The following is a 13,872-nucleotide window of genomic DNA, read 5'->3' as shown; positions in this document are numbered from 1 at the left end:
GGGGCATCGACTGGGGCTGCATCGCCCCAGTCCACTTTAGCCTTGTCGGCGTTGGCCGGCATTGCGCTGGATCAGGCGCTGATCTTCGCCTGTGCGGCCAGTCGGTTGATTGCCCGTTCCAGCTCATCCAGCGCCAACGGTGCTTTCGGGTCTTCCTGTTTGAGCAGGGTCTCACTGCGCTGGCAGGCTGCGCGCAATTGCGGCACACCGCAGTAACGCGTGGCGCCATGCAGGCGATGCACGCGTTCAAGCAGTGCATTCTGGTCGTGGCTGTCGCGCGCGGTGCGGATGGCTTCGCGGTCGGCTTCCAGTGACGCCAGCAGCATCGCCAGCATGTCCGCCGCCAGATCTTCTTTACCGGCAGCCAGACGCAAACCTTCCTCGTGATCGAGCACCGGCAATTCGTGATTGCCCGCAGCTCCTTCGCTGACTCGCTCCGGTGCCTGATTGCGCAGCGCCAGACCGGTCCATTTCAGCACCACTTGCGCCAGTTGCCGCTCGCTGATCGGTTTGGTCAGGTAGTCATCCATGCCGCTTTGCAGCAACGCGCGTTTTTCGTTGGCCATGGCGTGGGCGGTGAGGGCGACGATCGGCAGCGGTGTGCAATGCCGCTCGCTTTCCCATTGGCGGATGGTTTCGGTGCTCTGGCGACCGTCCATGCCCGGCATTTGCACGTCCATCAGCACCAGATCGAACGACTCGGTCTGCACCGCTTTGACTGCGGCGTAACCACTTTCCACGGCCAGAACCTTGGCGCCCATGTCTTCGAGCAAGGTCTGCACCAGCAACAGGTTGGCCGGGTTGTCGTCGACACAGAGCACTTTCGGCGCACGACTCGACAGCGGTTCGCCGGGCTCATTGCGCGGTTGGCGCGGATTGGCCAGATCCGAGAGGGCGCGGCGCAATTTGCGCGTGCAGGCGGGTTTGGCTTGTAGCTGACTGTGCGGGTTGGGCACCGACAGATGGAACAGCGTCTGCTCAGTGGTCGGGCACAGCACCAGCACTTTGCAGCCCAGGTGTTCGAGGTCCCAGATGTGCTGATTCAGGCGCTCGGGCAACATGTCGTTGCTGGTGATGCCGATGACGGCCAGATCAATCGCCTGATCGGTCTGGTGCGCGCCGGTGACGCCATTGGTCAGGCTTTCAAGGGTATTGAACGGGGTGACAATGAGGCCGCAGTCTTCCAGTTGATGCTGCAAGGCCTGACGCGCCAGTTCATGGTTTTCCAGCACGGCAACCCGGCGGCCGAGCAGCGGCGCCGAGGGCAGGTCTTCGGCGTCGTCGCGGGCTTTGGGCAGGCTCAGGCTGATCCAGAATTCCGAGCCTTCGCCCGGCGTGCTTTCGACGCCGATCTCGCCACCCATCTGTTCGATCAGGCGCTTGGAGATCACCAGGCCCAGACCGGTGCCACCGGGCTGGCGCGACAGCGAATTGTCGGCCTGGCTGAAGGCTTGGAACAACGCACGCACGTCCTGATTCGACAGACCGATGCCGGTGTCCTGAATGCTGATGCGCAGTTGCACGCTGTCTTCGTGTTCTTCCTCAAGCATCGCGCGGGCAACGATGGTGCCTTCGCGGGTGAACTTGATCGCGTTGCTGACCAGGTTGGTGAGGATCTGCTTCAGTCGCAGCGGGTCACCGACCAGCGACAGCGGCGTGTCGCGGTACACCAGACTGACCAGTTCAAGCTGCTTGGCGTGAGCGGCGGGGGCGAGAATCGTCAGGGTGTCTTGCAGCAAGTCGCGCAGGTTGAACGGAATATGGTCGAGCACCAGTTTGCCGGCCTCGATTTTCGAGAAGTCGAGGATCTCGTTGATGATCCCGAGCAGACTGTCGGCGGACTTTTCGATGGTGCCTAAATAGTCGAGCTGGCGCGGGGTCAGTTCGCTTTTCTGCAGCAGGTGGGTGAAGCCGAGAATGCCGTTGAGCGGCGTGCGGATCTCGTGGCTCATGTTGGCGAGAAATTCGGATTTGATCCGGCTCGCTTCCAGCGCCTCTTTACGCGCCAGATCGAGTTCGATGTTCTGGATCTCGATGGTTTCGAGGTTCTGGCGTACGTCTTCGGTGGCCTGATCAACGCTGTGCTGCAATTCTTCCTGGGCGTTCTGCAGGGTGCCGGCCATGCGATTAATGCCCGACGCCAGTTCGTCCAGTTCCTGACTGCCGAGCGGTGGCAGGCGGGTTTCCAGGTGACCGTCCTTGAGTTGCGCGACGGCCTGTTTGATCTGGCTCAGTGGACGATTGATGGTGCGGCCCATGCGTAACGCGAGCAGCGCCGCACCGGCAAGGCCAGCGGCGATCAACAGCAGGCTGGCAAACAGGCTGCGATAACCGCGCAGCAACATGCCGTTGTGCGACAGCTCGAGTTCAACCCAGCCGAGCAGGCGCTCGGATTCTTCCGGGATCAGTTCGCCGGCGAGGTTGCGGTGCTTGCCGAAGACCGGCATCAGGTAACGGGTCGCGTCATTGCCGCTGCGTCGTTGCAAATGCGCGCTGTTGCCGCTCGGCGCCTGATTGAGCATGGTCGGGCCGGCGTGGGCCAGTGGCGAGCGATCCGGCGCGAGGAAGGTCACCGCGCGCACATCCGGTTGTTCGAGGGACTGAGTGGCGATGCGTTCGAGCAGTTCGCCATTGCCGTGGCCCATGGCCGGTGCCACCAGCGGTGCCAGTTGCTCGGCAATCATTTCGCCACGCTGGAGCAATTGGGTTTGCAGGTCGGACTGCTGCGTCCAGGTGAAATAACCACCCAGCACCAGCGCCATCAGGCTGGTCGGCAACAAGGTCAGCAACAACACGCGACCTTTGATTCCCAGTTTCTTGAGCACGCCTATCTCCTGCATCCCGCTGATCTGTTGACTCATGCGTGCATCCGGCACGCGACATGGGCGCAGTGTAGCGATTTGCTCGCGGGCAATCTCCGGAAAAATGCGGGTGTTGTCGGCCTGCGTGCCAGGGCGCATTCGTCAGACCGCTCAACCTTGTGTTGCCCGGTGTTCGACAATCTTGAATAATCACCCCTAACTGAGAATTACTTGCAGATACTCATGACTCCTGTTTCCGTTGGCCAGCCACGCATTCTTTCCATCGAGGACGATCCGGTCCTGGGTGCCTATGTTCATGAACATTTGGGCCGCAGCGGCTTTCAGGTGACCTGGTGCCAGAACGGTCAGGAAGGCTTGAACATCGCCCAGCGCCAGCCGTTCGACGTGGTGTTGATGGACATTCTGTTGCCGGGGCTGGACGGTTTGAACGTGCTGACCCAACTGCGCCAGAGCCATTCGACGCCGGTGTTGCTGATGTCGGCGCTCGGTGCCGAGGCTGATCGCATCAGCGGTTTCCGCTTGGGCGCCGACGATTACCTGCCCAAGCCGTTCAGCATGGCCGAACTGCATGTGCGCATCGAAGCGATCCTGCGTCGGGTCGCCCTTGACCGGCGCCCGCCGGCGCTCTCGGTGCCGGTGGCAACAGGCACGCTGCGCTTTGACGATGAACAGTGCGACGTGTTCTTCCGCGAACAACCTGCCGGCCTGACCCGTAGCGAATTCCGTCTGCTGGAAACCCTCAATCGCAATGACGAAGAGGTGCTGAGCAAGGCCTTCCTTTATCAGCACGTCCTGCAACGTGGTTATGCCGCGCACGATCGCAGCCTCGACATGCATATCAGCCAGATCCGCCGCAAACTCAAAGCCATCGGTTACACCGAGCGCGAAGTGCGCACGGTGTGGGGCAAGGGCTACGTGCTCAGTGGCGCTGATGAAAGTGTCTGAGCTGCCGGGGCGTCATTCGCTGTTCTGGAAACTGGCCTGTCTGCTGGTCGCCTTCTGCCTGCTGATGATCTGACTGAGCTGGTCGTGGGGCCGCTATATGGAGCAGCGTAATCAGTTCCTGTCTGACGTGGCTCGCGGCACCCTGACGCGTTACGCCGCTGAAGCCGAGCAGGCGTGGCAGCAAGGGCGGCGTGACGGCGTCGATAGCTGGTTGCAGAGCATGGAATTGCGTGAGGCTGGCTGGGTCGGCGTGATCGACGGCAACTTGCAGTCGCTGGGCAATGATCCGCTGAACGACCCAGAAATCCAGCGCCTGACTTTTCTGCGCGGGCTCGACTGGCCGATTCATAAGAAGGGCAGGCCTGGGCTGCGCATATCGTTTCCCAAGGATCCTTCCGCCGGCAGTCTGGTGATCGAATTGCCAGAGCGTTTCTTGCCGGGCAAATATCGGTTGTTTTGGCGGGTGATCACCAATGGGGTGATTCCGGGGCTGTTCACCTTGCTGCTGTGCGTCGGCTTGTATCGCCTGCTGGTGGTGCCGCTGAACAATCTGCGCGAACAGGCCAATGCCTGGCGTGCCGATCAATTGAATGTGCGGCTGTCGAGTGGCATCACCCAGCGGCCGGACGAACTCGGTGAACTGGCCCGAGCATTCGACTCGATGTCCGAGCGGCTGCAATCGACGGTCGCCCTGCAACAGCAATTGCTGCGCGATCTGTCTCACGAATTGCGCACACCGCTGAGCCGACTGCGCGTGGCCAGCGAAAGCGAACAGGGCTTGGTGCAATTGCGCGAACGCATCGGTCGTGAAGTCGACGGCATGCAGCGACTGGTTGAGGACACGCTGCAACTGGCGTGGCTCGACACTGAACGCTCACCCTTGCCAGAGGAGGCGATCCAGATTCAGGCACTGTGGGAGATGCTCACCGACAACGCCTGCTACGAAAGCGGCTGGCCGAGTTTGCGATTGCAGTGCTCGGTGCAAGCGTCGTGCTGGGTACGCGGCAATCTCAACACCTTGGCGCAGGCGCTGGAAAACATTCTGCGCAACGCCATCCGTCATTCGCCTGAGGGCGGGATCGTGCGGCTGGATGGAAGCCGCGATGGGGATTACTGGCATCTGTGGCTGGAAGATCAGGGCGGCGGGGTGGCTGAAGCGGATCTGCAGCGTATTTTTGATCCATTCACCCGACTCGACGGTTCGCGACCGGGGGATGGCGGGTTCGGGCTGGGGTTGAGCATCGCCAGGAATGCGGTGCAACGCCAGGGCGGGAGTCTTTGGGCGGAGAATAGCGGGGAGGGGTTGCGGCTGAATTTTCGGTTGGTGGCGGATGATGGCGGTGTCAGTCCCGACGCCATCGCTGGCAAGCCAGCTCCCACAGTGAACTTCTGCCAGTCACAAACCGTGTGAACACCCTACATCCCTGTGGGAGCTGGCTTGCCAGCGATGAGGCCCTGTGCATCACTACTGAATCTAAAATGTCGCACCACTGGCGCGACGTTTAATTGCTTATTCCCATAAACCATAAGCACCGCACTTTGCGTGATATGGCCTTCGCGGGTTTGCCGGTATGATAGGCGCCCCCGCACGTCTGGATTGCGAATACGCCATGACCCTGCAGTACCCAACCATCGCCGATTGCGTCGGCAACACTCCGCTGGTGCAATTGCAGCGCCTGCCCGGTGCTACCAGTAACACCCTATTGCTCAAGCTCGAAGGGAATAACCCGGCGGGTTCGGTCAAGGACCGTCCGGCGCTGTCGATGATCTCCCGTGCCGAGATGCGCGGGCAGATTCACGCCGGCGATACGCTGATCGAAGCGACCTCGGGCAACACCGGGATTGCGTTGGCGATGGCCGCCGCGATCAAGGGTTACAAGATGATCCTGATCATGCCGGACAACTCCAGCGCCGAGCGCAAAGCGGCGATGACCGCCTATGGTGCCGAGCTGATTCTGGTCAGTCAGGAAGAGGGCATGGAAGGCGCTCGCGATCTCGCCCAGCGCATGGAGGCCGAAGGCCGTGGCAAGGTGCTGGATCAGTTCGCCAATGGCGACAATCCTGAAGCGCATTACACCAGCACCGGCCCGGAGATCTGGCGTCAGACCCAGGGCACCATCACTCACTTCGTCAGTTCGATGGGCACCACCGGCACCATCATGGGTGTTTCGCGCTATTTGAAAGAGCAGAGCGACAGCGTGCAGATCGTCGGTCTGCAACCGATGGAAGGTTCGGCCATTCCCGGCATTCGCCGTTGGCCGCAGGAATACCTGCCGAAGATCTACCAGGCCGATCGCGTTGATCGCATTGTCGACATGGCACAAAGCGAGGCCGAGGACGTCACCCGTCGTCTGGCTCGCGAAGAAGGCATCTTCTGCGGCGTGTCCTCGGGCGGTGCGGTAGCAGCGATGCTGCGTCTGTCCCAGGAAGTTGAAAACGCGGTGATCGTCGCGATCATCTGCGACCGTGGCGACCGTTACTTGTCGACCGGCATTTTCGACGCGCCCAACTGATGGCCAAGCAAGAGAGAGGCCTGCGCTTCCAGCCCACCGGCGGCAGCAAGGCCCCGCAAATCCCGACCGGCAAGAAGCAGCGCTTGAACATCGAGCGCCTGGCGAATGACGGTCGCGGTATCGCGTTTTTCGAAGGCCGAACCTGGTTCGTCCTCGGCGCCCTCGCCGGTGAAGAGGTCGAGGCGCGGGTGCTCGGCGCCCACGGAAAAGTGGTCGAGGCGCGCACCGAGCGCGTGTTCAAGGCCAGCGAACTGCGCCGCCCGACCCCGTGTCAGCACGCCGGTCGCTGCGGTGGTTGCAGCGTTCAGCACTTACCCCACAGCGAACAGCTTGCCCTGAAACAGCGCATGCTCGCCGAGCAATTGACGAAGGTTGCCGGTGTCGAACCGCAAGAGTGGGCAGCACCGTTGACCGGCCCCGAGTTCGGCTATCGCCGTCGCGCCCGCGTCGCCGTGCGCTGGGACATGAAGGCAAAGAAACTCGAAGTGGGTTTTCGCGCCGCCGGCAGTCAGGACATCGTCGGCATCAATGAATGCCCGGTGCTGGTACAGCCCTTGCAACCGATCATGACCCGTTTGCCGGAGATGCTCCGTCGTTTGAGCAAGCCGCAAGCGTTGGGCCATGTCGAATTGTTCGCCGGTTCGTCGCTGGCAGTGTTGTTGCGGCACATGGCGCCGTTGTCCGAAGCGGATCTGACCATCCTCAAGGACTTCTGCCAGTTTCATGAAGCGCAGTTGTGGTTGCACGGCGAAGACGGGCCGCAACCGGTCGATGCCACGCAGTCGCTGAGTTATCGCCTGGAGCAGTGGGATCTGGATCTGGCTTACCGGCCGGGGGATTTCATTCAGGTCAACGCGGGCGTCAACGAAGCGATGGTCGCGCAAGCACTGGACTGGTTGAAGCCGACCAGCGAAGAGCGCGTGCTGGACCTGTTCTGTGGTCTGGGCAATTTTGCCTTACCGCTGGCCAAGACCGTGCGTGAAGTGGTGGCAGTGGAGGGCGTGCAGACCATGGTCGAGCGCGCCGCCGCGAACGCCGCCAGTAACAATTTGCATAATACAAAGTTTTTTCAAGCCGATTTATCCCAGCCTTTGACGGCTGTCGAGTGGATCGGCGATGGCTTTTCTGCGGTACTCTTGGACCCACCGCGTGACGGTGCTTTCGAGGTGGTGCGCAAGTTGGCGACCCTGGGTGCCAAGCGGTTGGTGTATGTGTCGTGCAACCCTGCAACGCTGGCGCGCGACACGGTTGAATTGATCAAGCAGGGCTACCGGTTAAAACGTGCCGGGATTCTCGATATGTTTCCTCAGACGGCACATGTCGAGGCCATGGCGTTATTTGAAGCGAGCCAGGATGGCTCGTCTGATCCGTCTGGTCCGTCCGTACAACGCTCGCTTTAGCCCCGCGAGCGCAAACGGGCAACGAAGGTCAGCGATTTTGACGCATTGAATCTGCGTCGTAGGGAAGGTAAAGCAAGATGGTACAGGTGAGAGCACACCAGCCGATCAACACTGACGGCAGTATCAATCTCGAGGCTTGGCTCGATCATGCGGTCAGTGTCGATTTGGCACTGGATCGCGAAGCCTTGAAGGAGGCCTGCGAGTTCGCTCGCGAGGCCGAGCAACAATCCAATGCTGCGAAAAACCTGTGGGCCGAGGGCTCCGGGAGTTTCAGGACCGGGCTTGAGATCGCCGAAATTCTGGCCGACCTCAAGCTCGATCAGGATTCGCTGGTCGCGGCGGTCCTGTACCGTGGCGTGCGCGAAGGCCAGATCGAACTCGCGGCAGTCAGCCAGCGCTTCGGTCCGGTGGTGACCAAACTGATCGACGGCGTGCAGCGCATGGCCGCGATCAGTGCCAGCCTCAGCCCGCGTCAGTCGATGGTCATGGGCACGCAAGGGCAGGTGGAAAACCTGCGCAAAATGCTCGTCGCCATGGTCGACGACGTGCGTGTTGCCCTGATCAAACTGGCCGAACGCACCTGCGCCATTCGTGCGGTGAAAACGGCCGACGACGAGAAGCGTAACCGTGTCGCCCGTGAAGTCTTCGACATCTATGCGCCGCTCGCGCACCGGCTCGGCATCGGTCATATCAAGTGGGAACTGGAGGACTTGTCCTTCCGGTATCTCGAGCCTGATCAATACAAACAGATCGCCAAGTTGCTCCATGAGCGGCGGCTCGATCGTGAGCGTTTCATCGCCGACGTGATGACCCAGCTCAAGGATGAGTTGCAGGCCACCGGCGTCGACGCCGACATCAGCGGTCGGGCCAAACACATCTATTCGATCTGGCGCAAAATGCAGCGCAAGGGTCTGGAATTCAGCCAGATCTACGACGTGCGTGCGGTGCGCGTGCTGGTCCCGGAAATGCGCGACTGCTACACCGCGCTGGGTATCGTCCACACGCTGTGGCGGCACATCCCGAAAGAATTCGACGATTACATCGCCAACCCGAAAGAGAACGGCTACCGCTCGCTGCACACCGCAGTGATCGGCCCGGAAGGCAAAGTGCTCGAGGTGCAGATTCGCACCCATTCGATGCACGAAGAAGCCGAACTCGGCGTCTGCGCGCATTGGCGTTACAAGGGCACCGACGTCAAATCCGGCTCCAATCACTACGAAGAGAAAATTTCCTGGCTGCGTCAGGTGCTCGAGTGGCATGAAGAGCTGGGTGATATTGGTGGTTTGGCCGAGCAGCTGCGCGTCGATATCGAACCGGATCGGGTCTACATTTTCACCCCTGACGGTCACGCCATTGATTTGCCGAAAGGCTCGACCCCGCTGGACTTCGCCTACCGCGTACACACCGAAATCGGCCACAACTGCCGTGGTGCGAAGATCAACGGGCGCATCGTGCCGCTCAACTACAGTCTGCAGACCGGTGAGCAGGTCGAGATCATCACCAGCAAACACGGTACGCCGAGCCGTGACTGGCTGAACTCGAACCTCGGTTACGTCACCACGTCGCGGGCACGGGCGAAGATCGTCCACTGGTTCAAGTTGCAGGCCCGTGACCAGAACGTCGCGGCCGGTAAAACCCTGATCGAACGCGAGCTCGCACGTCTCGGCTTGCCGGCGGTGGATTTCGACAAGTTGGCCGAAAAAGCCAACATGAAAACCGCCGAAGACATGTTCGCCGCCCTCGGTGCCGGTGACCTGCGCCTGGCGCAACTGGTCAACCTGGCCCAGCAACTGGTCGAGCCGGAGCGCGGCAACGAACAGCTGGAACTGATTCCACGCAAAGCTACCGGCTACAAACCGGGCAAGCGTGGCGACATTCAGATTCAGGGCGTCGGCAACTTGATGACGCAGATGGCTGGCTGCTGCCAGCCATTGCCGGGCGATGCGATCGTCGGTTACATCACTCAGGGGCGTGGCGTGAGCATTCACCGTCAGGACTGCGCCTCGGTGCTGCAACTGGGCGGACGCGAGCCGGAACGGATCATTCAGGTCAGCTGGGGGCCGGTGCCGGTGCTCACCTATCCGGTGGACATCGTCATCCGCGCCTACGACCGTTCGGGACTGCTGCGCGACGTCTCGCAGGTGCTGCTCAACGAGCGGATCAACGTGCTGGCGGTCAACACCCGCTCGAACAAGGAAGACAACACCGCGTTGATGTCCCTGACCATCGAGATTCCGGGGCTGGATGCACTGGGAAGATTGCTGGGGCGGATTTCGCAGTTGCCGAACATCATCGAGACGCGGCGTAACCGTACCCCGTGAATGTTGGTGTTTTCGAATGTTGAACGCTGATCCAATGTGGGAGCGAGCTTGCTCGCGAAAGCGGTGGGGCAGTCAGTTGTAGTGCCGACTGACACACCCTCTTCGCGAGCAAGCTCGCTCCCACAGGGATCTATGCAATGAGTGAAATGATGTACAACCTCGAAGACCTGCTCCACCTGATGAGCCGTCTGCGCGATCCGCAGTTCGGTTGCCCGTGGGACATCAAGCAAACCTACGCGACCATCGTCCCGCACACCCTCGAGGAAGCCTACGAAGTGGCAGACGCCATCGAGCGCGGCGACTTCGATCACTTGCAGGGCGAGCTCGGTGACCTGTTGTTCCAGGTCGTCTATTACAGCCAGTTGGCGCGCGAAGAAGGGCGCTTCGAGTTTGCCGGTGTGATCGACAGCATCACCCGCAAGCTGATCCGTCGTCATCCCCACGTGTTCCCCACCGGCGACCTGTATGCACCGCTGGACGTGCCGCGCTTGAACGAAGAGCAGGTCAAGCAGCGCTGGGAGGAAATCAAGGCTGAAGAACGTGCTGAGAAATCCATCGCGCCGCAGCAACTGTCATTGCTTGACGACGTGCCTGCTACGTTGCCGGCATTGTCGCGCTCAGCCAAGTTGCAGAAGCGAGCAGGGCAGGTCGGTTTCGACTGGCCGGAGGCCTTGCCTGTATTCGACAAAGTCCGTGAAGAACTCGATGAAGTGCTCGAAGCGATGTCCGAAAACGATCCCGCAGCAGTGGCTGACGAGATCGGTGATCTGCTGTTTTCCGTGGTCAATCTGGCCCGGCATTTGAAGGTCGACCCCGAAACTGCGTTACGTGGCGCCAACGGCAAGTTCGAAAGACGTTTCCGTTTTATCGAACAGGCATTGCGCGACACCCACCGTCCCATAGAAGATTGCACCCTCGAAGAGTTGGACGCCCTGTGGGGTGAAGCCAAACGTCAGGAAAAGAATTTGCCCGGCTGCGGCTGAGCCACTGCCCAAGTGAGTAAGCACCATGAGTATTTCCCTTCGCGATCAGTTGCTCAAAGCAGGCCTGGTCAACCAAAAGCAGGCCAAGCAGGTCAGCAAGGACAAGCAGAAGCAGCAGCGTCTGGTCCACAAAGGTCAGATCGAACTGGACGACTCGCAGCAGCGCGCCGCCCAGGAAGCCATGGCCGAGAAGGTCAAGCGCGACCAAGAGCTGAACCGTCAGCAGAAAGAGAAGGCCGAAGCCAAGGAGCGCGCCGCACAGGTCAAGCAGTTGATCGAAGTCTCGCGTCTGCCAAAGCTGACCACCGAGGACTACTACAACTTCGTTGACGACAAGAAGGTCAAGCGCCTCTCGGTCAACACGCTGATGCGCAACAAGCTCAGCAGCGGTTCGTTGGCGATCGTGCACCATGCCGGCGGCTATGAAGTGATCCCGCGTGAAGCCGCCCTGAAGATCCAGGAGCGCGATCCACAGCGCATCGTGCAACTCAACGTGCAGACCGAAGAGGTCAACGCCGAGGACGATCCGTACGCGGCCTACCAGATCCCTGACGATCTGATGTGGTAAATCGCTAAGCCTGTACAACGGCAAACCCCGCTCATGGCGGGGTTTGTCGTTTTCAATGCTGTGTTTGATTCAGGCAGATCTTAAATCCCGTTGCTGCTCTTGCACTTCCAGTTCGGCTTTGTAGTTGTGGGCGTCGATCTCGTTGTGGAACATCCCGACCAACAAGTCTTGTTGATGCACATCCCAGATCCGGATACCGGCGGCTACGCCTTCATGGGACATGTGTGAATCGTCGCGTTCAGTTACTTTTACAGTCATCTGCTAGCTCCAAATCTCAAGTTATCTGCAGCAAGGCGTGTGCAGGACTCTTTTATAGGATTTGTTAGGCAGCTAAGTAAACGGCTGATTGGTGCAAGGTGTTGTTGCGTTTTTTGCAACAGTGCTGCAGGCCGCTGAATCCGCGACATTCGGTCGCAGGGCGGTAAGTTTCATGACAGAAGTTTCATTTTCGAGCGCACGAAAACCCAATGTGGGAGCGAGCTTGCTCGCGAAGAGGGTGCGCCAGTCACTACTTTAGTTGGCTGACCCAACCGCATTCGCGAGCAAGCTCGCTCCCACAGGTTTTATGTATTGTCGGGAAGGTTTTCTTCAGAACAAAAAAACGCCCCGAACCAGTCGGGGCGTTTTCATGTGTGGCTCAAGCCTTGGGAATTACTTGCCTTCCCAGCGCTTCATTACCAGCGTGGCGTTGGTGCCGCCGAAGCCGAAGCTGTTGCTCATCACGGTGTTGATGGTGGCGTTTTCGCGAGTCTTGGTCAGAATCGGCATGTCAGCCACTTCCGGGTCCAGCTCGTCGATGTTGGCGGAACCGGCAATGAAGTTGCCTTCCATCATCAGCATGCAGTAGATCGCTTCGTGAACGCCGGCGGCGCCCAAGGAGTGACCGGACAGGCTCTTGGTCGAGCTGATCGCTGGAGCCTTGTCGCCGAACACTTCACGCACACCTTTCATTTCCGCGACGTCGCCGACCGGAGTCGAAGTGCCGTGGGTGTTCAGGTAGTCGATCGGGGTATCAACGGTGGACATCGCCATCTGCATGCAGCGGATCGCGCCTTCGCCACTTGGGGCAACCATGTCGTAGCCGTCGGACGTCGCGCCGTAGCCGACGATTTCCGCGTAAATCTTCGCGCCACGGGCCAGAGCGTGTTCCAGCTCTTCAACCACGACCATGCCGCCACCGCCAGCGATGACGAAACCGTCACGGTCGGCGTCGTAGGCACGGGAGGCTTTTTCCGGGGTGTCGTTGCGCTTGCTGGACAGGGCGCCCATCGCGTCGAACAGGAACGACTGGCTCCAATGCTCTTCTTCACCGCCACCGGCGAAGACGATGTCCTGCTTGCCCATCTGGATCTGTTCCATGGCGGTACCGATGCAGTGAGCACTGGTGGCGCAGGCAGAAGCGATGGAGTAGTTCAGGCCCTTGATCTTGAATGGCGTGGCCAGGCAAGCGGAAACGGTGCTGCTCATGGTCCGCGTTACACGGTATGGGCCGACGCGTTTCACGCCTTTCTCGCGCAGGATGTCCAGCGCTTCCATCTGGTTCAGCGTGGAAGCACCACCGGAACCGGCGATCAGGCCAGTGCGCGGGTTGGACACTTGCTCTTCGGTCAGGCCGGAGTCAGTGATCGCGTCTTTCATCGCCAGGTAGGCGTAAGCCGCGGCGTGGCCGACGAAGCGAAAGATCTTGCGATCGATCAGCTCTTCGAGGGGAAGGTCAATGGAGCCGGAAACCTGGCTACGCAGACCCATTTCGGCATATTCCGGGTTGAACCGGATGCCAGGGCGGCTTGCACGCAGGTTAGCGGAGACGGTCTCTTTGTCATTGCCCAGGCAAGAAACGATACCCAGACCAGTGATAACGACGCGGCGCATGCGGATAACCCTTAGAAGTTTTCAGTGGAGGTGAACACGCCGACCCGGAGGCCTTCGGCGGTGTAGATTTCGCGACCGTCCACAGAGACCGAACCGTCAGCGATGGCCAGGTTCAGCTTGCCCTTGAGGACGCGCTTGATTTGAATGTTATAGGTGACTTTCTTGGCGGTCGGTAGAACCTGACCGAAGAATTTCACTTCGCCCGAACCCAGCGCACGGCCGCGGCCCGGCAGGCCTTGCCAGCCCAGGAAGAAGCCGACCAGTTGCCACATTGCATCCAGGCCCAGGCAGCCCGGCATCACCGGATCGCCCTCGAAGTGGCAAGCGAAGAACCACAGGTCAGGGGTGATATCCAGCTCGGCGACCAATTCACCTTTGCCGTACTTGCCGCCTTCTTCGCTGATATGGGTGATGCGATCCACCCTCAGCATGTTCGGGGCGGGCAGTT

10 protein-coding genes and 1 pseudogene are annotated in these 13,872 nt (G+C 60.3%); 7 read left to right on the top strand and 4 right to left on the bottom strand.

What is annotated here, in order from left to right:
- Nucleotides 1-71: 71 nt before the first annotated feature.
- Nucleotides 72-2,825, bottom strand: a complete 2,754-nt coding sequence (locus ACIQVE_RS24100; protein WP_402813178.1) for a response regulator — start codon at nucleotides 2,823-2,825, stop codon at nucleotides 72-74.
- Nucleotides 2,826-3,044: 219 nt separating this feature from the next.
- Here ACIQVE_RS24100 and ACIQVE_RS24095 point away from each other — a divergent pair, with 219 nt between their 5' ends.
- The 7 genes and pseudogenes from ACIQVE_RS24095 to ACIQVE_RS24065 all read left to right on the top strand — a co-directional run bounded on the left by ACIQVE_RS24095 (nucleotide 3,045) and on the right by ACIQVE_RS24065 (nucleotide 11,552).
- A complete protein-coding gene (locus tag ACIQVE_RS24095) occupies nucleotides 3,045-3,767 on the top strand; it encodes a response regulator transcription factor (RefSeq protein WP_402813114.1) in 723 nt (240 codons plus the stop codon).
- A pseudogene (locus ACIQVE_RS24090) lies at nucleotides 3,754-5,178 on the top strand (histidine kinase sensor domain-containing protein). The gene ACIQVE_RS24095 and the pseudogene ACIQVE_RS24090 overlap by 14 nt, the downstream one beginning before the upstream one ends.
- Before the next feature lie 199 nt (nucleotides 5,179-5,377).
- Entirely contained in the window at nucleotides 5,378-6,280 is a 903-nt protein-coding gene (gene cysM / locus ACIQVE_RS24085) for a cysteine synthase CysM (protein WP_402813175.1), read from the top strand.
- Nucleotides 6,280-7,680, top strand: coding sequence for a 23S rRNA (uracil(1939)-C(5))-methyltransferase RlmD (gene rlmD, locus ACIQVE_RS24080; RefSeq protein WP_402813111.1), 1,401 nt, complete (start codon nucleotides 6,280-6,282; stop codon nucleotides 7,678-7,680). The genes cysM and rlmD overlap by 1 nt, the downstream gene beginning before the upstream one ends.
- A gap of 77 nt (nucleotides 7,681-7,757) precedes the next feature.
- Nucleotides 7,758-10,001 (top strand): GTP diphosphokinase, encoded by a 2,244-nt coding sequence (gene relA, locus ACIQVE_RS24075; protein WP_402813108.1) that lies wholly within the window; start codon nucleotides 7,758-7,760, stop codon nucleotides 9,999-10,001.
- Between the two features lie 149 nt (nucleotides 10,002-10,150).
- The gene (gene mazG / locus ACIQVE_RS24070) at nucleotides 10,151-10,984 is read left to right on the top strand and encodes a nucleoside triphosphate pyrophosphohydrolase (RefSeq protein ID WP_402813173.1); all 834 of its coding nucleotides are present in this window, start codon (nucleotides 10,151-10,153) and stop codon (nucleotides 10,982-10,984) included.
- Between the two features lie 25 nt (nucleotides 10,985-11,009).
- Nucleotides 11,010-11,552, top strand: coding sequence for a DUF2058 domain-containing protein (locus ACIQVE_RS24065; protein ID WP_150604233.1), 543 nt, complete (start codon nucleotides 11,010-11,012; stop codon nucleotides 11,550-11,552).
- Between the two features lie 69 nt (nucleotides 11,553-11,621).
- On the opposite strand, the gene ACIQVE_RS24060 is transcribed toward ACIQVE_RS24065, so the two are convergent.
- The 3 genes from ACIQVE_RS24060 to fabA all read right to left on the bottom strand — a co-directional run.
- Entirely contained in the window at nucleotides 11,622-11,810 is a 189-nt protein-coding gene (locus ACIQVE_RS24060; RefSeq protein ID WP_008079144.1) for a hypothetical protein, read from the bottom strand.
- Between the two features lie 393 nt (nucleotides 11,811-12,203).
- Nucleotides 12,204-13,424, bottom strand: coding sequence for a beta-ketoacyl-ACP synthase I (gene fabB, locus ACIQVE_RS24055; RefSeq protein ID WP_150604232.1), 1,221 nt, complete (start codon nucleotides 13,422-13,424; stop codon nucleotides 12,204-12,206).
- 11 nt (nucleotides 13,425-13,435) lie between these two features.
- A partial coding sequence (gene fabA / locus ACIQVE_RS24050) for a 3-hydroxyacyl-[acyl-carrier-protein] dehydratase FabA (RefSeq protein WP_402813101.1) occupies nucleotides 13,436-13,872 on the bottom strand: 437 nt, incomplete at its 5' end.

The organism is Pseudomonas sp. NPDC098747, from assembly GCF_044760045.1.
Taxonomy (GTDB): Bacteria; Pseudomonadota; Gammaproteobacteria; order Pseudomonadales; family Pseudomonadaceae; genus Aquipseudomonas.
Note: the sequence above shows the minus strand (reverse complement) of the source record. Positions and strands in the feature narration are given on the sequence as shown.

What these genes read in the sequence shown, in the direction of transcription:
- ACIQVE_RS24060 (WP_008079144.1), bottom strand. Translation starts at nt 11,810, where the DNA reads ATGACTGTAAAAGTAACTGAACGCGACGATTCACACATGTCCCATGAA.
- relA (WP_402813108.1), top strand. Translation starts at nt 7,758, where the DNA reads ATGGTACAGGTGAGAGCACACCAGCCGATCAACACTGACGGCAGTATC.
- ACIQVE_RS24095 (WP_402813114.1), top strand. Translation starts at nt 3,045, where the DNA reads ATGACTCCTGTTTCCGTTGGCCAGCCACGCATTCTTTCCATCGAGGAC.
- mazG (WP_402813173.1), top strand. Translation starts at nt 10,151, where the DNA reads ATGTACAACCTCGAAGACCTGCTCCACCTGATGAGCCGTCTGCGCGAT.
- fabB (WP_150604232.1), bottom strand. Translation starts at nt 13,424, where the DNA reads ATGCGCCGCGTCGTTATCACTGGTCTGGGTATCGTTTCTTGCCTGGGC.
- rlmD (WP_402813111.1), top strand. Translation starts at nt 6,280, where the DNA reads ATGGCCAAGCAAGAGAGAGGCCTGCGCTTCCAGCCCACCGGCGGCAGC.
- cysM (WP_402813175.1), top strand. Translation starts at nt 5,378, where the DNA reads ATGACCCTGCAGTACCCAACCATCGCCGATTGCGTCGGCAACACTCCG.
- ACIQVE_RS24065 (WP_150604233.1), top strand. Translation starts at nt 11,010, where the DNA reads ATGAGTATTTCCCTTCGCGATCAGTTGCTCAAAGCAGGCCTGGTCAAC.